Below are 22,706 nucleotides of genomic sequence, written 5' to 3' on the forward strand. Positions count from 1 at the left end.
CTAGTGATCCGGACACGGTTGAGAGATCTGGCTCTCATTTTTCGACAGGTTGTCACCGCCCTTACCCAGGGTTCCACTCTGGACACAACCGCAAAAATCCGCGTTCTCACTTGCGCTTATGACGGTTTCAGCCGATTATTTGCACAGTTACTTGCAACAAACCAGCGGGTATGCACGAATCGTGCACGATCAGGAGCAGCTAGATGGCACAGCAGGTATTGGTACAACTCGTCGATGACCTGGACGGCACCGCTTCTTCGGATGTTTCGACGGTCTCGTTCAGCCTCGACGGGGTGACCTACGAGATCGACCTGTCCGACACCAACGCGGAACGGCTGCGCGGAAGTCTGTCCCAGTACGTCGAGTCCGCGCGGCGCGTCGGCGGGCGGATCAAGAGGGGCAGCAAGTCGGCGCAAAACGGCTCCGGCGTCTCCCCCGAGGCCGGACTGATCCGCGCGTGGGCGAACGAGAACGGATACGGCCTGTCGGGGCGCGGCCGAATCCCCTCGCACGTCGTGGCGGCATACAAGGAGGCGAAGGCCGCGGCGGAGCAGAAGGCGGCCAAGCCGGCGGTGAAGCGCCGCACCCGCGCCAAGAAGAGCTGACCTCACGGAAGTTTTCGCGGCGGAGTGCCGATCCGGTGGGCTGTGTTTCGACGTGCTGGTACAGCCAACCGGAAGGCAGTACTCATCCTGGACAAGCTCACCTCCGCCGACGGCACCGAGATCGCGTACGAGCGAGTCGGTTCCGGGCCCACCGTCGTACTCGTCGGGGGCGCGTTCTGCGACCACACCGCGACGGCGGGGCTCGCCGACGCGCTCGCCCGCGATCTCCTACGACCGGCGCGGCCGGGGTGAGAGCGGCGACACACTGCCTTACGACGTGCGGCTGATCATCTCGGGCAGGGCCGCGCCGAGGACTGGCGACCTCAGCACACTTCCGAACACGCTCTACTTGCGCCGGGCCACCGCCAGCACCGCCAGGTAGTTCCGGGTGACCGTGCCACCGAACTCGGTGCGGACGATGTCGGCGATGCCGGCCAGCAACCTCGTGCGCCGCTCCGGCGGCACCCGCAGGTAGAGCGAGTACGTCGACAGCAACCCGACCGCGCCGGTCGTGTCGTAGGTGTCCGTCCATTCGTAGGTCCGGATCTCGGGCGCCGTGAACAGGGATCCGGCGCGGCTCGGCCCGGCCTTCGTCTCGGCGGCGTCCAACAGCGCGCCGATGTCGTGCCGGGCCGGGTCGATCTCGTCCAGGATGGACCGGGCGGACTGCGGCAGGCCGAACTCGATCTCGGGGGCATGGCGGGCGTGCAGGTCGGCGGATGCGCGATAGACGCCGTCGAACGTGCCGCCGGCGACCGTGCGGTTGGTGGTCAGCGCGACCGCGCCACCGGGTTCGAGCACCGCGGCGGCCTTCTGCCACCGCACTTCCGGCGCCACCCAGTGGTAGGCGGTGGCGGAGAACAACATGTCGAACGTGCCCGGTGCGGTCCAGTCCTCGAACCGGGTCACGTCCACGGTGAACCGGCTGCCGGCGAAGTTGTGCCGTGCCCTCGCGGCCATGGCGGCGCCGGGCTCGACGGCGTGGACGTGCCAGCCGCGCGCGAGCAGATCACGGGTCGCCTGCCCTGGCCCGCAACCGATCTCGAGCACCCGTGCCCCGCTCCCGGCTCCGGTCAGGGTGGCGACGTCGGCGAACAGGTCGGCCGGATAACGCGGGCGCACCCGCTCGTACAACTCCGCGACGTCGTCGAAGGCCAGCCCGATCATGTCCATGTTCTCGAGTCTGCCCGACTACAGTCGGCCGCCATGCACGACATTCGGCTCAGCAAGAAGATGTCGCACGCGTTGCGGCACGAGCCGTGGCTGTACGAGCTGGAGCTGGACGAGGAGGGCTGGACGCCGGTCTCGGACCTGATCGCCGCACTCGGGGTGAGCCGGGAACGTCTCGACGCCGTGGTGCGGGAGAGCCCGAAGCAGCGGTTCGAGGTGGACGGGGAAAGAATCCGCGCGCGGTACGGGCACAGCGTGCCGGGCCGGATCGTGCGGGCCCCCGGCGTGCCGCCGGCCACGCTGTTCCACGGCACGGCGGCGTCGGCGGCGGAGCGGATTCGCCGGGAAGGGCTACGGCCGATGCGGCGTCAGTACGTACATCTGTCGACCACCAGGGAAATGGCCGAGGCGGTAGGCCGACGTAAAGGTGAGCGCGTCACGGTATTGACGATCGACACCGCCGCCGCGCGTGCCGCGGGCGTGGAGTTCGCCCGGGGTAACGAGTTCGTCTGGTTGGCCGAGCAGGTGCCGGCCCAGTTCCTGCGCTGAGGCGGCCGGCCGCGGCCCTCGGTCACCGGTTTCCACCGGGGGAGAGAAAACCGGTGCGCGTCGAGTCGGGGCCACGGCCGGCCGCTTTCGCGGCCCGGTCACTTGGTGGGGGAGTCACCGGGCTTGATGTTGGTGATCACCGGCTGCTGCCCGGCCGGGGCGGCGTGCCGCGGCGTGGGTGGGGCGCCGCTGGGCTGTGCCGGCGTACCGACCGGCGGTGTCACCATCGTGTCCGTGCTCGCCGGCTCACGCCGGTCGTCGCCGTTGTTCAGTTGCTTGGCGAGTTTGTCCCGTTCGCGTGCTGCCGTCCGGGCCTCACGCCGCGCCTCGCGGTAGCGTGCCCGGTTCTCCCGCGCCCTGCGACCCGCGGACATGATCATCCACAGACCCAGCAGGAACACCACCGCCACCACCATGCCGGCGACGAACGCCTCCATCATGGACGCGTTGGTCCAGTCCCGGCCGAACATCGTGACTGTTTGTTCCGCGCCGCCGTTGTTGTAAGCGATCAGCAGCACGCCTGCGGCGCCGCTCACCACCAGCAGCAGCAAACCGAGGATCAGCATGCTTCGCGCACCTCCTCATCGACCCTGTCACCGCGCGAGTACCCAGAGCGGTGACATGTCAACCATCCGTTCCGTGGCGACCCGGACGGGCCACCACGGTCCAGACCAAAGAGGGCGGACAGCTCAGTCCGCGGCTCGCGCCAGCCGGGCGGCGAGGAACATCGCGAAACCCAGTGCGGCGCCGAGCAGCGCGACCATGACGCCGAGCGCGATACCCAGCACGACGAGGACGACGACGAAAAGCAGCACTCGCAGCAGCGCCACGCGCAAGGTGGGCGCCAGGTCGCCGACGACCAACTCGGCCATCCTTAACAACCGGTCCCTCATCGCGGCCTGCGGCACGGGTGCGCTGCGCACCTGCCGGTCATCCGGCCGCTCGGGTTCCTCGGACACCGTGAACCGCACGGTCCTGCGGCTCTTCGGTTGACGCTCGGGGTCGGTCGGTCTGCTCTTGTCTGGTGTCATGGCGGTTTCGGGCCTCACCCTGGTCACCGTTCCGTGCTTCCTCGTTTCCGTTCTCGCCGCCGTATCCGGCGCACCTGGAACACGGAACGTCACCATGACTTCCAGTTCCAGCAGGGAGCCACGTTCGGGTTAGGCGCTTGTGCTCCCCAGGCGCGCGACCATCTTCTCTTATTGATCTTGTTACAAGGGTGTGACCCGCCGGCAAAACGATGAACGGTCCGTATAAATCGTTGAGCGGACGACTACCCGCAGTCAACGCAGAGGCCACGGAAAAGGCAGATGCACATGCATCCGGCGAGTGCCGGCTCACCTGCGTTTTCGTTACAGGAAGCACGTTCGGGTAATGGGCTGTGACTCGCAACGGGTGATGAAACAACCGCCCGCATGTTCACTATGCGTTACCTATCCGCCATGCGCGTATACGTAACAGCCGGGGAAGGCGACTAGCCTTCATGACGACCATTTCGGACCTGGGGGCGCGACATGGGTGTCGGCAACGACGAGGCTCTTCGGCGCGTCGACGATGCGATCACGAAAGGGCTCACCTCGCTCGACCTGAGCGATCTCCGGTTGACCGAGCTGCCGCCGCGGATCGCCGAGCTGGGGGACCTGACCGAACTGAACCTCGCGGACAACCGGCTTTCGGCGTTACCCGGCTGGGTCGGCGGATTGGCGAAGCTCCGCAACCTCGATGTCGGTAGAAATCGCCTCGACCGGCTGCCGCCGGAACTCGCCGGGTCGGCCGCGCTGACCGAGCTGGACCTCTACAAGAACAGGTTCACCGAGCTGCCGACTTGGCTGCGCGATCTGCCGGCACTCACGAAACTCGAAGTCGGCGGCAATCGGCTGGACGCCGTGCCCGACTGGCTCGGCACGATGACCGGACTGTCGAGCCTCGCCATCGGCAGCCTCGGCCTGGAAACCGTGCCAGAGTGGCTCCGCGACCTCACCGGCCTGACCGAGCTGTGGCTGCACGACAACGGCCTCGCCGAGGTCCCGGGGTGGCTCGGCGACCTCACCGCCCTCACCCGTCTGGACCTCGACGACAACCGGCTCAGCGTGCTGCCCGCGCAGCTGTCCCGCCTGACCGCGCTGACCGACCTTCGGATCGACGGCAACCGGTTCGGCGAACTACCCGAGTGGTTGGGCGAGCTAACCGCACTCACTCGGCTGGACCTGCACCATAACCGGCTGACGCGGCTCCCTGACCGGATGGGCGAGCTGACCAACCTGACCGAGTTGCGGCTAGGTGACAACAGGTTCGTGGAGCTACCCGACAGTCTGGGCAACCTCACCGGCCTCAGGACCCTCAAGCTCACCCGCTGCCGGCTCGACACGGTGCCGGACTGGGTCGCCAACTTGACCGGGCTGACCGAACTCGTGCTCAGCGGCAACTTCCTCGCCGAGCTGCCGGACTGGCTCAGGAATCTCACCTCGCTCACAACGCTGTGGCTCAGCGGCAACAGGTTCACCGAACCACCTGCGTGCGTCGCCGGCCTGACGAGCCTCGAAGTGCTCGATCTCGGCTACTCCCGGCTCGACGCGGTTCCCGACTGGATCGCCAACCTCAGCGGACTCACCGGGCTGTGGCTGGGCGGCAACCGGCTGACCGAACTGCCCAACTGGCTCGGTGACCTCACCAACCTCACGTTCCTCGACCTGACCGACAACCGGTTGACACAGGTGCCCCGGTTGAGCACCGTCACCGACCTGCGACTGGAGGGCAACAGGCTCACGGAGGTGCCGAACTGGCTCGCGACCGCCACCGGTGTCACTCGGCTCGACCTCGACCGCAACAGGATCACCACACTGCCCGACTGGATCGGCGGCCTGACCAACCTGACCGTTTTGAACATCGGTGGCTGCGGGCTGACCGACGTGCCGGAGTGGCTGCCCCGCCTGACCAAGCTCACCGAGCTCTCGCTCGCCAACAACCGGCTCACCGGGCTTCCCGACTGGTTCGGTGAACTCGCCAACATCACCAAGCTCTACCTGAACAACAACAGGCTCGTCGATCTGCCCACTGGGCTCCGCGGACTCACCCAGCTCACCGTGCTCGAAGTCGGCCAATGTGCCCTCCACGAGATGCCCGAATGGCTTGCCGAGCTGGCCGACCTCGACGAACTGCGACTCGACAACAACCGCCTCACCGGGCTCCCGAACCGCATCGGCAACCTCACGAAGCTGCACCTGAACCACAACAGGTTCGCGAGCGTGCCACCACAGCTGGCGAAGCTGACCAACCTGACCGAGCTCGACCTCAGTGGGAACCACCTCATCGAGCTACCCGACTGGATCGGCAACCTCACCCAGCTGACCACGCTCTACCTGAACAACGGCAGGTTCATGAGCTTGCCGAACAAACTCGGCGCCCTCACCAATCTCGAGGTGCTCCAGCTGGGTTACTGCCACCTCGACGCGGTACCTGAGTGGGTGGCCGGCCTCACCGCTCTCACCTCGCTGTCGTTGATCGGCAACGAACTCGCCGACCTACCCGACTGGATCGGCACGCTCACCGGACTGAACGCCCTGTATCTCACCAACAACAAACTCTCCACGCTACCGAGCAGCATCACCGAGCTCACTGGGCTGAACACGTTGTGGGCCGACGGCAACAGGCTTTCCGCCGTTCCCGATGAGCTGAGGGCTCTGACCAGGCTGAAGGGCCTCGACCTCAGCAACAACCTGATCACCGCGGTACCCGACTGGCTCGGAGAACTGTCGCGGCTCACCAAACTTGAACTCGGCGGATGCCAGCTGACCGAGGTGCCGTCATGGCTCGCCGACCTGACCGGACTTGTCGACCTCAACCTCAGTAACAACTCGTTGACCGAGCTTCCCGACTGGACAGCTGACCTGGCGGGGCTCAAGAACCTGGTCCTCAAGGGAAACCAGATCGCCGCGTTGCCGGTGTCCCTGTCGACCCTGACCGGTCTCCACACCATCAACGTGATGGGCTGCCGACTCACCGAACTACCACCGTGGTTGCCGCGGCTGAACGGGCTCACCTTCCTGTACCTCGATGACAACCCGCTGACCGAGTTGCCCGAACTGCTCGGCGATCTGGCCGGCCTGTCGGCGCTGAGTCTCACCGGCTGCGGACTCACCGAAGTGCCGCCGTGGTTACGCCGGCTCACCGGCCTCACCACCCTGTACCTGGACAACAACTCGTTGACAGATCTGCCGGACTGGATGTCCGAACTCACGAACCTCACCGCACTGTGGCTCAGCCGTAATCCACTTTCGACCATCCCCGTCCCGCTGGCGGCACTGACACAGGTCACCTCTCTGGCGCTGGCGCGGTGTCAGCTCACCGAGCTACCCGAGTGGTTGGGGAACCTCACCGGACTGACGTGGCTCTACCTCGAACACAACTCGCTGACCACGTTGCCGGACTGCATCGCCGATCTCGCGGGCCTGACGACGCTGTGGCTGGAAGGCAACGAGCTGACCACGTTGCCGGACAACGTGTGTGAGCTCACCGGCCTCGTCTCGTTGCGCCTCGGCGACAACCGACTGACGGCCTTGCCAGCCAACCTCGGCGCCCTGACCGGTCTCAAGGAACTGAGGGTCGAGGACAACCAGCTGACCACCCTGCCGAGCAGCGTCGCGGGACTGACCGGCCTGACCGGGGTGGTGATCAGCAACAACCGGCTCGTCGAGCTGCCCGAGTGCTTCGCCCGGCTCACCAGGCTGACTGACCTGCAGGCCAACAACAACCTGTTCACCACGCTCCCCGACTGGCTGACCGAACTGCCGAACCTGACCGAGATCTCCGTGAGCGCCAACCCGCTCGTCAGCCCTCCCCCGGAGATCGCGGCCGCCGGGTCGGCGTCGCTGATGGCGTTCCTCAGCGACCGTGGGAAGGGCAGCTCGAAACAGTGGGTGTCGAAGCTGCTGATCGTCGGGGAGGGCGGTGTCGGCAAGACCTCTCTCGTGCGTGCGCTCGCCGGCGAACCGCACGACCCCGAGGAGAAGTCCACACACGGGCTGATGATCAAGGAACTCCTCGTCACGCACCCGGAGGAGTCCGTCAACATGCGACTGTCCGCATGGGACTTCGGCGGGCAGCAGATCTACCACGCCACACACCAGTTCTTCCTCACCAACCGGTCGCTCTTCCTGCTGTTGTGGAACTCCCGGGCCGGTTGGGAGCAGGGCAAGCTGCGGTACTGGCTCGACATCATCACCGCCCGCGCGCCGGAGTCACCGATCGTGCTCGTGGCCACGCACGTCGGCGACCGGCCCGTCGACCTGCCGCTGTACGAGCTGCGGCAGGAGTACCCGAAGATCGTCGACAGCCTGGCCATGGACAACGCGACTCGTGAAGGGGTCACCGCCCTGCGCGAGCGGCTGGCCGGGGAGGCCGCGCGCCTGCCGCTCATGGGGTCGGAGTGGCCGACGTCCTGGCTCGCCGCGGCCGAGGCGGTACGCGGCGCGCGGGAGAACCACGTGACGCCAAGCCGGCTGTGGCGGATGATGGCCGCTGCCGGGGTCCGCGACAGGACACTCCAGCGCTACATCGCGGTCGCGTTGCACCAGCTCGGCGACATCCTGTACTACAGCGACGATCCCGAGCTCTCGGAAACCGTTGTGCTGCAACCGTCCTGGGTCAACGAGTACATCAGCATGGTGCTCGACAGCGACGAGGTCGCCCGCTCCCACGGTCTGCTGAAGCGCCCGCACCTCAACGAGCTGTGGGCGGACCTCGACCCGGGACTGCGGAACCACTTCCTCGGCATGATGGACCGCTACGACCTGTCCTACCGGATCCAGGGCGGCCAGGCCGGCGACGTCAGCCTCGTGGTCGAACGTCTGCAGTGGAACCCACCCGAGTTCCAGCCGGAGTGGGACGAGATCGGACAGCGACCGAACACCCGGGAGATCCGGGTCCTCTACCAGCTCAACACCATGCTGCCCGGCATCCCCACCTGGTTCATCGCGCGGTCGCACCGGTTCAGCAAGAAGATGCACTGGCGCACCGGCGCCCTGCTCGGCCACGGCGACGGGCGGCACCTCGCGCTCGTCCGAGCGGACACCCACCGCAACATCGTCGAGCTGGCCGTGCGTGGACCCGCGCCCGACGTGTTCTTCTCCATCCTCGACGACGGGCTCAACCTGACGCTGGAACGCTTCCCCGGCCTGCAGATCACCCGCCAGGTGCCGTGCCGGTGCGCACCGGGCTGCCAGGAGCTGTTCGACTACAGGGATCTCCGCGCCCGACTGGAACGCACACCGCCCAAGCACACGATCGAGTGCCGCAAGTCCGGGGACGACATGTCCGTGCCGGAACTGCTTCTCGGGCTCGCACCGTCCGAACGCGACACGAAGCGGATGAGCACGGAGCAGATCGCGACCGTCCTCACCGAACTCTCCGAGCGTGTCGAGGAACAGGGCGCGTTCGCGCAGCGGCAGTTCCTCAAGATGCAGCGGCAGCTCCAGGTGCAGCAGGAAGCACGGTGCCCCAGTGTCTTCGCGATCGTGCAGACCAGGAAGAAGCTGACCGGCAGCGCCTACGAGCTGCGGCTGTACTGCGAGGAACCCGGCGCGTGGCACCGCCTGCCGGAACCGGCGGGCTGCTACCCGATCACCCAACCAGCGGAGTGGTTCCGCAAGCTCGGCCCGTACGTGCAGCACCTCATCAAGGGCCTCAAGCACGTGGCCCCGCTGGTCGGGCCGGTGCTCGGCATCGCCGTCGAGAAGCTCGACTCGCAGGTGAAGGCCGACGCCGACCTGATGAAGGAACTCGTGAGCCAGCTGCCCGACGAGGTCAAGCACAAGGTGGAACCGACCAAACTGGACGATGCGGACACCGCCCCGGCGGCCCGGGCGGCGAACGACGCCGACTACCGCGCGCTCCAGTCCATGCTGGACAAGCTCGACCCCGCCCGTTCGTGGGGCGGCCTGTCCAGGACGGTGACACCGGAGGGCCTCACGCTGTACCTGTGCGCCGATCACCTCGCCGGCTACCGGCAGCCCGCCGCCGGTTAGAGCTGCGGGCCGTACCGTTCTGCCCACCACGTGCGCCAGCGCTCGGTGAGATCGGCCAGTTGTTCGTCGGTGAGGCCGTAGGTCGACAGCACGGCCATCGCGACACCGTCCGGTTTGGCTTCGGTCGGCTCGCAGCTCGCGACGACGAGAAGCCCGTCGCCCCACGCGTCCACGGTGACGCCCACCTGGTTGTCGGCTCGGTACCAGACCTCGGTCTTGACGTCCTCACCGACGAGGTGGCCGCCGCCCAACTCAAGGTCCTGCTCGAGATCCCGCCCGGACTTGTTGTGGCTGTGGAGGAAAACGGTCCGACGCGGTTTGCCGGGCTGCCGCTCGACGGCGAAGCGGAGCTGGTTGAGGAAGACGATCCAGCCCTCGGTGATGTCCTCGTAGTAGGCGTCCCAGTCGGGATTGACCCCCTTCGGCGCACGGGTGAGCGTGACGCGCGTGCCGTCACCGTGCGGTTCGAGGCGGATGAGCTCGCCCTCCTGCACGCCGAGCGTGTGTGCCTCGGGATCCTCCGAGTGGTGGTTGAAGTAGATGAGGTCGATCTCCTCGTCGAGACCCTCGAACTCCCAGCCGTGCCAGTGGCGGATGGTGTCCCTGTCCCGCAGCGCACGCCAGACGGTGTCGACCGGCGCGGCGATCGTGACCTCGATACGAGGTGGCTCGTTCATGTCTCTCCTCGGGGTTCCGGATGTCCGCCGACGACCACGCGATAAGGCCGTCCGCCAGCGGTGTCGAATCGGGCCACGACGGCCTTGAGTGCCTCGGCCAGCTCGTCGGTGAAGGCGTGCACGTCTTGTGGCGTCCCGAACCGGACGGTCGTCTCGACGGTGAACGTGAGCAGGCGCTTGCCGGTGTCGGCCGCCGCGGACTGCATGCGCGCGACGTCCCGCACGGTCCCGGCCGCGACGGCGACGAGGTGTTCCGCGGCGTACTGGTCGTGGATGTGGGTGAACTCGTCCTCGATGACGGTTGGATCCACGACGAGCGCGCCGGGCCGTGTGCGGAAGACCCGCTCGACGAAGCCCCGCCGCGGCCGCTCCTCGACGAGCTCGATGAGCCGGGCGTCCTCGAGCGCGCGGAGGTGGTAGTTGACCCGCTGCCGGGGCACGTCGAGCACGGCGGCGAGCCCGGTCGCCGACGCGGGCTCCCGAAGCAGGGAGAGCAGCCGCCGCCGGATCGGGGACAGCGCCCGCCGGACCTGCTCCGGCTCGTCGAGGTAGGTGGCCACGGTCACATCATCGCAATTGACAGATTTTTTTGTCAATATGCCCGTGTGGGCACGAAACCGCACTTCGGGGTGGCTGAACGCGTAACTCGCAGGGGCCGAACGCGCGACTCGCGGGGGCTGAAGGCGCGACTCGCGGCTGGCACACTGTCCGCCGTGGGGGAAGACGAGATCAACGAGAGCAAGGGCGTCCTGGTCGTGCGGTGGGCCGGGTTGCCGGTGGCCGGCGCACTGGTCGTCCTGCTGCTGAAACTCCTGGTGAGCTGGCTGTTGACGCTGCCATGGGCGCCGTACCGAGGGCTGCTGAAGCTGGTCGACTCGATCCCGGAGCCGTGGGCGACGCTCGGCGCGCTGGCCGTCGGGGCCGCTGGCGGGCTCGTCCTGTCGGTGATGGCGCACGGCGAGCGGCTGGCGGTGGCGGTGTCCGCGGAGCGGGTCGTGCTGGAGGGCGACGGGTACGCGGGGTCGTTCGACCGGGACGACGTCGCGGCGGTGTTCGTCGACAAGAAGCACCTGGTGCTGCTTGGCCATGACACCGGCGAACTGGTCCGCCGGCCGTCCGAACTGGACGTCGCCGGGCTCAAGACCGTGTTCACCAGACACGACTACCCGTGGCGGGACGGCGACCCGCATGCCGGCGAGTACCGTCGGTGGGTGCCGGACATGGAAGGCCTGCCTCCAGGCGCGAACGCGCTGCTGGCCGTGCGGGCGAAGAAGCTGGGCTCGCTCGACGACACCGAGGCCAAGGAACTGCGGGCGGAGCTGGTGAAGCTGGGCGTTGTGGTGCGGGACAGCAAGAGCAAGCAGTACTGGCGACTGGTCCGATGAGCGACTGGCATCGAGTCCGGGCTCATCTGCGCCAGCACCGGTACGAGCTGGCAACCGAGTTCCCCGCCGGGTTGGCCGACACGCCGCTGCTCACCCGGCCGTCATGGGTGCCGCGCGCCCCGATTCCGTTGTCCCGCCTGGACATCGAGTTCCGGCCGGCCCTCGACTGGGACCTGCCGGCCGCGTCCGGGCACCCCGAGTACCCGAGCTACTCGGCGGCCATGGCCGCACTCGACGCGCCGACCGTGTTCGAGAACCGGCCGACGTGGCGGCTGACCGACGCCGACCTGGCCGGGCCGACGCCGCGGCTCGTGTTCGGGGACGGCTGGTACTTCGACAGCATCGACACCGGGGAGGCGGCCGCGCACGAGTACGCGGCCGCCCGGCTCGACGGCACGCCGACCCCGCTGCGGGACGCCGTCGGCGACCCGACCGACCTGACCCGTCGCCCGGCCAACATGGCGATCAGCGCGCTCACCATCCGGCGTGGCCAGGAAGGTGACGTTTTCCTGCTGCACTGGCGCGACCCGGCGAAGGTCGGGCACGCGGGCGGGCTGTACCAGGTCGTGCCGGTCGGCGTGTTCCAGTCCTCCGGCCCCGACGACTTCGACCTGTGGCGCTTCCTGTTGCGCGAGTACGCCGAGGAACTGCTCGGCGAACCGGAGGTCGAGGCGCCGGACTACGAGACGTGGCCGTTCGCCGTGGCCATGACCGCCGCGCTGTCCTCCGGCGACATCAAGGCGGACGTGCTCGGCCTCGGCGTCGACCCGCTGACGTTCGCGACCGACCTGCTCGTGCGGGTGGTGATCGACGCACCGGTGTTCGACGAGCTGTTCGGCGCACACGTCGCGGTCAACGAGGAGGGCGCGGTCACGACGCACCCGTTCACCTCCGACGCGATCAGCGGCCGCCCGATGCAGGCAGCGGGTGCTGCGCTGGTTCGGCTGGCACTCCCCGACGCGCCAGGACGATGACCGGCAGCACCGCGATCACCCCGCCGACGACCGCCACGAGCGAGTAGCCGCCCAGCCCGAACAGCAGGCCGGCACCGAAGCTCGCGAACGCGGACGAGCCCCACACCACGGCGTCGACCGCGCCCTGCAGCTGGATGCGTTGGTCCTGGGGCAGTTCCCGGCTCAGCGTGGCGGACCCGCCGACGAAGACGAGGTTCCAGCCGTAGCCGAGGAGGAACATCGCGACCGACAGCCCACCCGGCTCCCCAGCACCGAACGCGGCGATCGCGGACACCAGGAGGAACCCGATGCCGAGGTAGGTCGTGACCCTGCCACCGAAGCGGTCGGCGAGCCGCCCGGACACGGGCGCCAGCGCGAACATGCCCACCATGTGCGCGGAGATCACCAGGCCGAGCACCTCGAGCCCGTGGCCGGCCATGTGCAATGGGGTCATGGTCATGACCGCGACCATCGTGAGCTGCGCGCAGACCATCGACACGAGTGGCGCCAGGACCACCGGCGTCCGCAACGTGGCGAAGGAGGTGCGCCGGGCAGGCGGTGCGGGTGTGCGGCGCAGGAGGGTCGACGCGAGCAGAGCCACGGCCGTCATGACCACCGCGACCAGGACCGGACCGGCCAGCGCGGGCAGCCCGAACGTGGTGGACAACCTGGCGCCTGGCGCGATCAGCGAGGGCCCGACGATGGCCCCGACCGTGCCGGCCCAGACGATCAGTGACAGCGCGAAACCCTTGCGGTGGGCGGGTGCCAGCTCCGCCGCGAGGTATCGGGACAGCTGCGCGCCGCCACTGCCCAGGCCCAGCAGGAACATGCCGAACAGGAGCAGGACGAGCGACGTGCTCGCGGCAGCGGCGAACGCGACCAGCGCACCGGCGATCGCCGCGCCATACAGGCCGAGCAGGACGGTCTTGCTTCCGTGGCGGGAGATCAGCTGCCCCGCCGTCAACGTGCCCACCGCGGTCCCCAGCACCCCGGCCGCGTTCGGCACCCCACTCCAGCCGGCGCCGGCGGCCCGGTCCGCGATGAGTGTCGCCGCCGTGCTGGCCCCCGCCATCGCCGTGTTCATCGCCGCCACCGCGGCGAACAAGGATCTCATTGATCCGAGCCTAGGCAGGGATCACCGCTGGTTGAACGGCTTTCGGCAGGCATATGGTCGACTCGACCAGCACTTCGGAAGGAATGATGGCGCGATGACCTTTCGTTCGGAAAAGGCCCTGGACGCCGTCGACTGGCGACTGCTGACCGAGCTGCAGTCCGACGGCCGCCTGTCGTTCAAGGAGCTGGGCCGGCGGGTGAACCTGTCCGCGCCCGCGGTCGCCGAACGGGTGCGCCGGCTCGAGGAGACCGGGGTGATCGCCGGCTACCGCGCCGACGTCGACGCCCGGCGCTCGGGCTACCCGATCCTCGCGTTCGTGCAGATGCAGTGCAGCCTGGGCAGCTGCCTACTCAAGACCAGCACGGCGGCCGACTACCCGGAGATCGTCGAGGTCCACAAACTGAGCGGCGACCACTGCACGATGATCAAAGTGCGAGCGGCCTCCCTCGCCCACCTGGAGGGCCTGTTCGAACGCCTGGGCAAACACGGCGAGATGCGCTCCTCGGTGGTGCTGTCCACCCAGTACGAAGGCCGCGCGGTCGAGCCCCCGGTGGAGAACTTCCTGCACGCCACCCAACCGGAGGGCTGGTCCCGCTAGCGCTGTGACCGACTAGGTCGCCCGGACGCCGGGCGGCCGCCAGTCATCCACTCTGACCTGCCGGTTATTTTCTATTGTGCCAAGTGGCAAAGTAGATATACAGTCCCTGCCGTGGACGAACCGCGGAAGCGGGGGCGGCCCAGGAAGGACCCCGCGGCCCTGGTCCGGTGGACACCGCCGGAGGGGTGGTCGCGGCTGGTCGCCTGGCTGTCCCCCGAGGAGAAGAAGGCGCTCAAGCACGTGGCGGTCGAGGCGGAGGTCTCGGTGGCCGACCTGGTGCGGGCGCTGGCGAGCGGGTTGGCGAACGGCGTCATCACGCACGAGGAACTGACCGGGCAGGTCGCGAAGGGGAGGGCGGTCATGGAGAAGATCCCGACACTGTTCGAGCGGGACGAGCGGTTCCACGTGGTCGACCGGCCGCGTGCCGAGTGCGCGTGGGTCTTCGAGGGCGCGGGGGTCGGCACCGAGAAGCTCGACGGCACCAACGTGCGCCTGACGATCCGTGGCGGCCAGCTCGTCCGGGTCGAGAAGCGGCGCAACCCCAGCAAGGCGCAGAAGGCCCAGGGCATCGTGGACGGCTGGTACGTCGACACCGTGGAGACAAGCGGCGAGGACAAGTGGATCCTCGCGGCCGCCGCCAATACGGACGTATCGGGTTGGCCGGACGGCGAGCACCCGTGCGAGGCGCTCGGTCCCCGCATCCAGGGCAACCCGCTCGCGCTGGACGACCACGTGTGCGTGCCGTTCGACCTCGCGGCGCCGACGATCACCGAGGTGCCGCGCGGCTACGACGACCTGCGGGAGTTCCTCGACGCGCTGGAGAGCCGGTACTCGCCGGGTCACCTCGCGGAGGGGATCGTGTTCCACCACCCGGACGGTCGGCGCGCCAAGATCAAGCGGAAGGATTTTCCTCGGAAGCGCGCGGTGGCGTGATCGTGTAGAGGGCGTTGAGGAACTCCACCAGCAGGCGTTCCCGCAGTTCCGGGGTCGCGGCGGCGAGCATGGTGTTGATCTCGGCCATGCGTTTCGGCGCCGCGACCTCCGTCAGGCCGGCTCCCGCCAACAGAGCCGCGAACTGGTCCGGGGTGAGTGCGTCCGGGTCGAGTTCCGCGATGGCCGCCGTCACCTCGGGGGCGACCGTCACCGCGCCTCTGCGTCTGGCCGCCGTCACCGCCGCGGCCAGGTCGGCCAGCAGCGGTTCCTCCGCGCCGTGGTTGGCCGCCGTCACGGTCAGGTGCAGGTTCGGCGGGGACGACTCGAAACCGAACTGCGGCTGCAGGTACCAGCCGCGCTCGGTCATCTCGTCGGCGACGGTGAACACGTCGAATTCCTCGGTGGACGCCGCGACGGACAGCAGTGTCGACTGTGGACTGCCCTGGATCGCCAGCCCGTCGATCGCGGCGATGCCCGTCGTCAGCGCGCGCATCGCCGCCAGCACACGGGAAGCCAGCTCCCGGTAGCCGTTGTCGCCGATGTGGTTCAGCACCGCCCACGCCGCCGCCAGCGGGCCGCCCGACCGGGTGGACTGGAGCGTCGAGTTCAGCATCGTGTAGCCCGGCCACGAGGCGCTCGCGAAGAACTGGCCGCGCCGCAGCTCCGCGTTCGCGTGCAGCAGGACCGACGTCCCCTTGGGACAGTAGGCGTACTTGTGCAGGTCCACGGACAGGCTGGTGACGCCCGGCACGGACAGGTCGAAGTCGGGCACGTCGACGCCGAGTGCACGGAAGTAGGGCAACACCCAGCCGCCGATGCACGCGTCCACATGGCACCGGACGCCGCGTGCGGCCGCCGCGGAAGCGATGGGTGCCACCGGGTCGATCACCCCGTGCGCGTAGGACGGCGCGCTCACGACCACGAGCACGGTCCGGTCGTCGATGGCGGCCGCCATCGCGTCCGGGTCGGCGGCGAAAGTCCCCGCCACCACCGGCACCGTGACCGCCTCGACGTCGAAGTAGTGCGCTGCCTTGTGGAACGCGGCGTGCGCGGTCGACGACAGCACGATGCGTGGCTCGGTGATGTCGGGTCGCGCCGCGCGCGCGGCGTGCACCGCCAGCATGCAGCTCTCGGTGCCGCCGGACGTCACGCTGCCCGCCGCCGACGTACCACCGCCGAGCAACGCGGCAGCCGCCGCCACGATCTCGTTCTCCATGCGCAGCAGGCTGGGGAAGGCCGTCGGGTCGAGGCCGTTCGCCGAACTCGCCAGCGCGTGCGCGCTCGCGGCCAGTGCGTCGAGGCCGGCGAGCCCGCTGTCGTACACGTAGGCGAGCGTGCGGCCGCCGTGTGTCGGCAGGTCGGTGGCCCGCATGGCACGCAACTCGTCGAGCACCCGGTCGGCAGGAACTCCTGATGCGGGGAGACTCACGACTGGAACTCCTTGCGGCGCAACAACGGCAGCGCCGCGAGCGTGAACACCGCGGGCACCAGCGCGACCCCGACGACCACCGCGGTGACCGCGCTCGCCGGTTGTGTGGCGACCTCGTCGGCCGACGACGACACGTACCCGCCGATGGCCAGGATCAGCCCGTACAGCCCGGGGCCGAGCGCGAGCCCGAGCGTCTCCCCCGCCGTCCACACGCCCGCGAACACGCCGGCGCGGACCTGCCCGGTTCGCCCTTCCTCCGCGCTGATCACGTCCGGCAGCAGCGACAGCGGGAACACCTGCAGCCCGGCGTACCCGATGCCGGCCACCGCGACGAACAGCACGATCACGACCGGCGGCAACACCCGGGCGAACAACACACCCAGCAGTCCCACCGCGAACACGAACGTCGCGACGATGTAGCCGAACAGCTTGCCGTGGCGGTCCGCGACCCGCTGGCACACCGGCATCACCAGCAGCGCCGGGCCCACGAAAGCGGCGAACAGCAGCGGCTGCCAGGCCTTGTCCTCCAGCGCGACGCGCGCGAGATAGTCGACCCCGGCGAGCAGCGTGCCGATGCCGACCGCCTGGATCACGAACGCGGTCAACAGCACTCGGAACGGCCGGCACGCACGCACGGCCGTGACGGTCTCCCGCCAGCTCGCGACGGACGGCAGCGGCGGCGCGACCCTGGTCCGCGCGGTGCCGAAGAACACCCCGACGGCACCGACGAGGATCAGCACGCCGACGGCGATGCCCATGACCCGGTAACCGGCGAGACCACCGACCGCGTCCCGCACGGCCGGGGCGCCGGCACCACTGATCAGGATCGCGATCGCCAGGACCGCGATCCGCCACGCGGTGAGGCGGGTCCGCTCGGTCGGGCTGGTGGTGAGCTCGGCCGGCAACGCGTTGTACGGCACCTGGAAGAACGCGAACGCGGTGGCACACACCAGGAACACGAACGCCACGTACAACGCGTCGACGGTCGCCGAGCCGGTGTCCGGCCCGGCGAACAACGCGGCGAACGTGATCGCGAGCCCGATACCGCCGAAGATCAGGTACGGCCGGCGCGCGCCCAGTCGGCCCTTGGTCCGGTCGCTGATCCGGCCCGCGACCGGGTTGAAGAAGACGTCCCAAGCCTTCGGCAGCAGCACGAGCAGCCCGGCGACCGACGCGGACACGGCCAGCGTGTCGGTGAGGTACGGCAGCAGCAGAAGCCCTGGCACTGTCCCGAACGCACCGGTCGACAGCGACCCGAGGGCATAGCCGAACCGAGTGCGGACCGGCAGCCGGTCCACGTCCGGAACGTGAGAGGTATTCGTCATTGCTCGCGGAGCCTACCCCAGCGGGGCCCCGGAGTGGACAGTCAGGAGCGCATCGAAAGGACGAGCGTGCACTCTCCCTTTTCGAGCACGATCTCTCCGCCGGGGCTGGGCACGTCGGCGGGGTAGGCGTCGATCCGCAGGCCGTCGGTGCCCGGCCGGCCGGCGTCCTCCCAGTCCCGCACGTGGGTCACCAGCTCGTCGGCGACCGTGTCGTTGCCGTAGCCGAGCACGGTCAGGTCATCGCCGTTCCGGCTGAGCAGCGCGACCCCGTCGTCCCCGAGAATCCCAATGGTGGCAACGGAATCCGGTGCCCGCAGCGGCGCGTCGCGAAGCACGTCGCCTTGGCCGGTCTCGGATATCGAGCAGCACCGTGGCTCACGGACCGCGAGCCACAGGCCGAGCCCGTCGAACACCTCCTCCTCCGACGGCGCCGAGCCCGTGCCCCGCACCACCGGCGTCTCCGCGAGCACGGCGGCCACCGCCTCGGTGTCGATCTCCTGAGCCGCCGGGAGTCCCAGGGTGAGCGTCTCGCTGAGCCCGTAGCTGCGCTCGGGACCAGCGAACGGGCCACGCATGCGCATGAAGCCGCAGGGCATGGCCGACTGGCTGGTCCAATGGTCACCGTCGCGAACGAACGCGACGGACCGCTGGACGCCGTGCAGGTCGAGTGGCACCACGAGCCGGCCGTCCGGCACGAGCTGCTCACCCCACGCGGGGGCGAGGTCCCAGACGCCGACCGTCGCGATGATCCGGTCGTACGGGGCGCGGTCCGGATGGCCGGCGGCGCCGTCGCCGGCCACCAGCACGACGTCGGCACAGCCGGCCGCGTCCAGGTTCTCCCTGGCCCGCTCGACCGTGTCGGCGTCGAGGTCGACGCTCGTGACGCTGCCCCGCCCGCCGACGATGTTGGCGAGCAGGGCAGCGTTGAACCCGGTGCCGGCGCCGATCTCCAGCACGCGGTGTCCCGGCCGCACGGCGAGCTGGTCGAGCATGATCGCCATGATCGTGGGCTGGGACGACGAGCTGATCGGCCGGCCGCCCGCGTCCCGCTTGGTCACGATCGCGTCGTCCTCGTACGCCTGGTTCGGCGGCAGGTCGGGCAGGAACAGGTGCCGGGGCACCTCCCCAAACGCGGTGGCGACGAACGGGTCCGTGGCAGCGCCGTGACGGCGCACCACATCGAGCAACTGCTGCCGTAGCGTGTTGAGCTCAACGGGCACGGGCCAAGGTTAGAGTGATCTCTGGTACGACCGGAATGCCCGAGTTGCGATGAATCCGGTGATGATCGCGACCCCGAACAGCCCACCGAGCCGCGCGAACACCCCGGACCAGTCCGGATCGGCCGACAGCGCCTCCCGCGCGGCGACGACCGCCCAGTCGACGGGGTTGTACGACGACACGGTCTGGATCCACTCGGGTGCCGCCTCGCGCGCCATCATCGCCGACGACAGGAACGACAGCGGCAACGTGAGCATCGTCGAGAACCCGATCAGCGCCTCGCCGGTCCGCACCAGCAACGCCATCCCGTTTGACAGACAGGAGAACGAGGCCGCGAGCAGCACGGCGGCGAGGAACATGACGAGCACGCCGGCGACCCCGCCCGCGAACTCGGCCCCGAGCGCCAACCCGACGAGCACGACGATGATCCCCTGCACGACGATCGTGACGGCCTGGTTCAGCACGGAGGCGAGCATCATCGCCCCTCGGCTGACCGGCGAGGACAGCATGCGGTCCATGACCCCGCGGTCCATGTCGTCGATGAACGCCATGCCCGCCCAACCACTGGTGAACAACACGGTCATCACGACAACGCCGGGGGTCAGGAAGTCGATGTAGGACCCTGAGGCGAACCCGGGCAACTCGACGATCCGCTTGAACAGCTGCCCGAACAGCAGCAGCCAGATCATCGGCTGTATCAGCATGATCACCACGAACGCGGGCTGGCGCAGGGTGGCCAGGAGCAGCCGGTTGGTGAGATAACCGCTGTGCGGCACGAGCGTGGTCACCTGGCCACCCCTGCGTTGTTGACTGCGACGGAGTTGTCCACAGCGACCGAGTTGTCCACAACCCGCCGGTAACAACCCGAGAATGTCAGCCCCCACCGGTAGACTGGCACGGCGGGACGCCCCCGGGACTGGGTGGGGGCTGGGTAACGCGCGCGCGAGCTTCGCGACATCATCGGGCCACCTCCAGCTGCTGGTTCGCGTCCGCGGAGGCGAACGTGCGGCCGGTGTGCCGGAGGTAGACGTCGTCCAGCGCGGGCCTCGCGACCGTCACCGCCGCCACCGTGACCGACGACCGTTCCAGTGCGGCGAGCGCGGCGGGCACCGCGCTCGCGCCGTGGTCGACCCTGGTGCGGATCGTGCGGCCCGAGACCGTGACCTCCCGCGCCCCCGCCAGGCCCTCGATGGCCGAACGGGCCGCGTCGACCGAGGCGTCCGGCGACAGGTCGATCACCACGGCGTCGCCCCGCAGTTCGCTCTTGAGCTCCTCCGGGCTGCCTTCCGCGACCAGCCGGCCGCGGTCCACGATGACGAGGTGGTCGGCCAGGTGGTCGGCCTCCTCCAAGTAGTGCGTGGTCAGCAGGATCGTCAGCCGGTCGTGGCGGGCCAGCCGCGCGATCTCCGCCCACATCTCGCTGCGGGCCTGCGGGTCCAGCCCGGTGGTGGGCTCGTCGAGGAACAGCACCGACGGCCGGTGCACCAGCCCCATCGCGACGTCCAGCTTGCGCTGCATGCCGCCGGAGTAGTGCTTGACCAGCCGCTTCGCCGCGTCCGTCAGGCCGAACAGCTCGAGCAGCTCGTCGACCCGCGTCCTGGCCGTGCGCCCACGCATGCCGTGGACGTGCGCGACGAGCAGCAGGTTCTCCCGGCCGGTGGCCTGCGGGTCGGTGCCGGACCGCTGGGTGACCACGCCGATCGTGCGCCGCACGTCGTTCGGCCTGCTCCGCACGTCGATGCCGGCCACGGTGGCGGAGCCGGCGGTCGCCGTGGACAGCGTGGTCAGGATCTTGATGGTGGTGGACTTGCCGGCGCCGTTCGGGCCGAGCAGGCCGAAGACGGTCCCCAGCGGGACGGAGAAGCTCAGCCCGTCGAGGGCCGTGACGTCCCTGTACTTCTTGACGAGGTCGACGGCCTGGATGGCCGGCGCCTCCTTCGCGTGCGTCATCGACGCGTTCCTCCTGGTTGGTCAACCAGGCCGGTCGGCGCGCACGGCTATTCTGGAAAGTGCGCCTGGTGCCGTCACGCCGACGAGCCTGGGTTTCTGGTCACTGGCCGGGTGTTGCCGCACCCGGCCAGTGCTGTTCCTAGGACCCCTCCCCTTCGTATATCCGATGTCGAGTATCGCGCTGACGTCACGATGACGTCAATAGTGGTGTCACTCCGGCGTCCAGCTGAGGCCGGCCTCCCCGAGGGCCTGCTCCCACTCGCCCTCACCCGGCACCCCGTCCGCCAGTTCGTGCGCACGCCGCCACGCGGCGACCTCCAGCAGTTCACCCTTCCTGATCTTCTCGATCAGCCTGAGGACGAACTCACGTTCGGCGCGTGCCAGGACGAGCTTGTAGTCCGCCTCGACCAACCACAGGTAGGGCATGTTCCGCTCGGCCGCGGCGGCGAAGAACCCGTCGCCCGCGCCGATCTCCCCGTTGAGCCGGGTCACCCGGTTCTCGAGCAGCCGCAACACGTCGTCCGGCGAGAGCGCCGGCATCAGGGACAACGCCGCCTCGAACTGGAGGTACTCCTTGACCGGCATCGCGAGCAGTTCGGAAAGCCAGTCGACCATCTCGATCCGCCCGAGATCGGTGATCGCGTACACCGTCCGCTCGGGCCGCCGGCCCTCGCGGACGGTCTCCAGCACCTCGATCAGCTTGTGCCGCACGAGCGCGTCGACGACCGAGTAGAGCGAGCCGTAGTTGAGCTTGATGCTCTCCTCCTTGACCCGCTCCCGCAGCGTGCTCGACATCTCGTACGGATGCATCGGCTTCTCCGCGAGGAGGCTGAGCACCGCGAGCGCGAGTGGATTGCTGACCTTCCGCTTGCCCATGGAGTCAGAATACTCGATGTCGAGTATTCGATGTGATCCATGTGTTCAATGGACGCGTGACCAACACAGCCGAGTACCGACAGCACCGTTTCACCCTCCCGCAGGGTGCCACCGAGATCCTGCTGGTCAGGCACGGCGAGTCAGCGCCGGCACGCGAGGATCGGCCGTTCCCGCTCGTCGACGGGCAGGGCGACCCACCGCTCGCGGAAATCGGTGAGCAGCAGGCGGAGCTCGCCGCGAACCGGCTCGCGGTCGAGCACCTCGACGGCATCTACGTGACGACGCTGCGGCGGACACACCAGACCGCCGAGCCGCTGGCCAAACGCCTCGGCATCGCGCCGGTGGTCGAGCCGGGCCTGCGCGAGATCATGCTCGGCGAGTGGGAGGGCGGGCTGTTCCGCATCCACGTCGCCGAGCGGCACCCGACCGCGATCCAGATGTTCGAGCAGGAACGCTGGGACGTGATCCCCGGCGCGGAGTCGACGGAGGCGTTCACCGGCCGGATCCGCGAGGCCGTCGAGCGCCTCGCCGCCGCGCACAGGGACCAGCGGATCGCGGTGTTCACGCACGGCGGCACGATCGGCCAGATCGTCGCCATTGCCACCGGTTGCCGGCCGTTCGCGTTCATCGACGCCGACAACGCGTCGATCACGCAGCTCGTGGTGTGGGGTGAGCGCTGGCTGATCAGGCGGTTCAACGACACGGCCCACCTGGACGCACGTTTCACCCTGCAGGCCCAGCCGCTGGAGTAAGGCAGCGCGACGCTCCGACAAGGCACGGGCCGCCTAACCGATGAATGCCCTCGCATCCGCTCCGGATGCGAGGGCATTCACGCATTTTTCCGAAAGTTACACCGCTCGCCCGATCAGGTAATCTTGCATTCTGCACGCGAGTCGAGTTGC

At 68.8% G+C, this 22,706-nt stretch carries 21 protein-coding genes; 9 read left to right on the forward strand and 12 right to left on the reverse strand.

What is annotated here, in order from left to right; genetic code table 11:
• The first annotated feature begins 203 nt into the window (after window positions 1-203).
• Window positions 204-605: a histone-like nucleoid-structuring protein Lsr2 gene (locus VF106_RS01595; RefSeq protein ID WP_330837707.1), complete on the forward strand. Its 402-nt coding sequence runs from the start codon at window positions 204-206 to the stop codon at window positions 603-605.
• Between the two features lie 42 nt (window positions 606-647).
• Window positions 648-857, forward strand: a complete 210-nt coding sequence (locus VF106_RS01600) for an alpha/beta fold hydrolase (protein ID WP_414638827.1) — start codon at window positions 648-650, stop codon at window positions 855-857.
• Window positions 858-950: 93 nt separating this feature from the next.
• Here the strand turns inward: VF106_RS01600 and VF106_RS01605 are convergent, their stop codons facing one another.
• Complete coding sequence (locus VF106_RS01605) at window positions 951-1,778, reverse strand: class I SAM-dependent methyltransferase (protein WP_330837708.1); 828 nt, start codon at window positions 1,776-1,778, stop codon at window positions 951-953.
• A 33-nt stretch (window positions 1,779-1,811) separates the two neighbouring features.
• Between VF106_RS01605 and VF106_RS01610 the strand changes: the two genes are divergently transcribed.
• Complete coding sequence (locus tag VF106_RS01610; protein WP_330837709.1) at window positions 1,812-2,324, forward strand: RNA 2'-phosphotransferase; 513 nt, start codon at window positions 1,812-1,814, stop codon at window positions 2,322-2,324.
• Between the two features lie 98 nt (window positions 2,325-2,422).
• On the opposite strand, the gene VF106_RS01615 is transcribed toward VF106_RS01610, so the two are convergent.
• Both VF106_RS01615 and VF106_RS01620 read right to left on the reverse strand, forming a co-directional pair.
• On the reverse strand, window positions 2,423-2,890 hold the full coding sequence (locus tag VF106_RS01615; RefSeq protein WP_330837710.1) for a hypothetical protein: 468 nt from the start codon (window positions 2,888-2,890) through the stop codon (window positions 2,423-2,425).
• Between the two features lie 123 nt (window positions 2,891-3,013).
• The gene (locus VF106_RS01620) at window positions 3,014-3,373 is read right to left on the reverse strand and encodes a hypothetical protein (RefSeq protein ID WP_330837711.1); all 360 of its coding nucleotides are present in this window, start codon (window positions 3,371-3,373) and stop codon (window positions 3,014-3,016) included.
• 465 nt (window positions 3,374-3,838) lie between these two features.
• Here VF106_RS01620 and VF106_RS01625 point away from each other — a divergent pair, with 465 nt between their 5' ends.
• Window positions 3,839-9,346, forward strand: coding sequence for a leucine-rich repeat domain-containing protein (locus VF106_RS01625; protein WP_330837712.1), 5,508 nt, complete (start codon window positions 3,839-3,841; stop codon window positions 9,344-9,346).
• On the opposite strand, the gene VF106_RS01630 is transcribed toward VF106_RS01625, so the two are convergent.
• Together VF106_RS01630 and VF106_RS01635 are read right to left on the reverse strand one after the other, a co-directional pair.
• Window positions 9,343-10,023 (reverse strand): SRPBCC family protein, encoded by a 681-nt coding sequence (locus VF106_RS01630; RefSeq protein WP_330837713.1) that lies wholly within the window; start codon window positions 10,021-10,023, stop codon window positions 9,343-9,345. The genes VF106_RS01625 and VF106_RS01630 overlap by 4 nt on opposite strands.
• Window positions 10,020-10,583 (reverse strand): ArsR/SmtB family transcription factor, encoded by a 564-nt coding sequence (locus VF106_RS01635; protein WP_330837714.1) that lies wholly within the window; start codon window positions 10,581-10,583, stop codon window positions 10,020-10,022. Before VF106_RS01635 ends, VF106_RS01630 begins: the two co-directional genes overlap by 4 nt.
• 153 nt (window positions 10,584-10,736) lie before the next feature.
• Here VF106_RS01635 and VF106_RS01640 point away from each other — a divergent pair, with 153 nt between their 5' ends.
• Window positions 10,737-11,408, forward strand: a complete 672-nt coding sequence (locus VF106_RS01640; protein ID WP_330837715.1) for a YqeB family protein — start codon at window positions 10,737-10,739, stop codon at window positions 11,406-11,408.
• The gene (locus VF106_RS01645) at window positions 11,405-12,382 is read left to right on the forward strand and encodes a hypothetical protein (protein ID WP_330837716.1); all 978 of its coding nucleotides are present in this window, start codon (window positions 11,405-11,407) and stop codon (window positions 12,380-12,382) included. Before VF106_RS01640 ends, VF106_RS01645 begins: the two co-directional genes overlap by 4 nt.
• Here VF106_RS01645 and VF106_RS01650 read toward each other — a convergent pair.
• Window positions 12,309-13,475 (reverse strand): MFS transporter, encoded by a 1,167-nt coding sequence (locus tag VF106_RS01650; RefSeq protein ID WP_330837717.1) that lies wholly within the window; start codon window positions 13,473-13,475, stop codon window positions 12,309-12,311. The genes VF106_RS01645 and VF106_RS01650 overlap by 74 nt on opposite strands.
• Window positions 13,476-13,569: 94 nt before the next feature.
• On the opposite strand from VF106_RS01650, the gene VF106_RS01655 reads away from it, so the two are divergent.
• A complete protein-coding gene (locus VF106_RS01655) occupies window positions 13,570-14,073 on the forward strand; it encodes an Lrp/AsnC family transcriptional regulator (protein ID WP_330837718.1) in 504 nt (167 codons plus the stop codon).
• Between the two features lie 111 nt (window positions 14,074-14,184).
• Window positions 14,185-15,006 carry a hypothetical protein gene (locus VF106_RS01660; RefSeq protein WP_330837719.1) on the forward strand — a complete coding sequence of 274 codons (822 nt, stop codon included), beginning with the start codon at window positions 14,185-14,187 and terminating at the stop codon, window positions 15,004-15,006.
• Here VF106_RS01660 and VF106_RS01665 read toward each other — a convergent pair.
• The 6 genes from VF106_RS01665 to VF106_RS01690 all read right to left on the reverse strand — a co-directional run bounded on the left by VF106_RS01665 (window position 14,966) and on the right by VF106_RS01690 (window position 21,804).
• Window positions 14,966-16,378, reverse strand: coding sequence for a pyridoxal phosphate-dependent decarboxylase family protein (locus VF106_RS01665; RefSeq protein ID WP_330837775.1), 1,413 nt, complete (start codon window positions 16,376-16,378; stop codon window positions 14,966-14,968). The genes VF106_RS01660 and VF106_RS01665 overlap by 41 nt on opposite strands.
• Before the next feature lie 53 nt (window positions 16,379-16,431).
• Window positions 16,432-17,733 (reverse strand): MFS transporter, encoded by a 1,302-nt coding sequence (locus tag VF106_RS01670; RefSeq protein WP_414638831.1) that lies wholly within the window; start codon window positions 17,731-17,733, stop codon window positions 16,432-16,434.
• A 68-nt stretch (window positions 17,734-17,801) separates the two neighbouring features.
• A complete protein-coding gene (gene fxlM, locus VF106_RS01675; RefSeq protein ID WP_330837721.1) occupies window positions 17,802-18,980 on the reverse strand; it encodes a methyltransferase, FxLD system in 1,179 nt (392 codons plus the stop codon).
• Between the two features lie 9 nt (window positions 18,981-18,989).
• Window positions 18,990-19,766: an ABC transporter permease gene (locus VF106_RS01680; protein WP_330837722.1), complete on the reverse strand. Its 777-nt coding sequence runs from the start codon at window positions 19,764-19,766 to the stop codon at window positions 18,990-18,992.
• Window positions 19,767-19,935: 169 nt separating this feature from the next.
• Window positions 19,936-20,928, reverse strand: a complete 993-nt coding sequence (locus VF106_RS01685) for an ABC transporter ATP-binding protein (protein ID WP_330837723.1) — start codon at window positions 20,926-20,928, stop codon at window positions 19,936-19,938.
• A 210-nt stretch (window positions 20,929-21,138) separates the two neighbouring features.
• Window positions 21,139-21,804, reverse strand: a complete 666-nt coding sequence (locus VF106_RS01690; RefSeq protein WP_330837724.1) for a PadR family transcriptional regulator — start codon at window positions 21,802-21,804, stop codon at window positions 21,139-21,141.
• Window positions 21,805-21,860: 56 nt separating this feature from the next.
• Between VF106_RS01690 and VF106_RS01695 the strand changes: the two genes are divergently transcribed.
• Window positions 21,861-22,556 carry a histidine phosphatase family protein gene (locus tag VF106_RS01695; RefSeq protein WP_330837725.1) on the forward strand — a complete coding sequence of 232 codons (696 nt, stop codon included), beginning with the start codon at window positions 21,861-21,863 and terminating at the stop codon, window positions 22,554-22,556.
• Window positions 22,557-22,706 lie beyond the last annotated feature (150 nt).

This window comes from Actinophytocola sp. (assembly GCF_036378875.1).
In the GTDB taxonomy this organism is placed as follows: Bacteria; Actinomycetota; Actinomycetes; order Mycobacteriales; family Pseudonocardiaceae; genus Actinophytocola.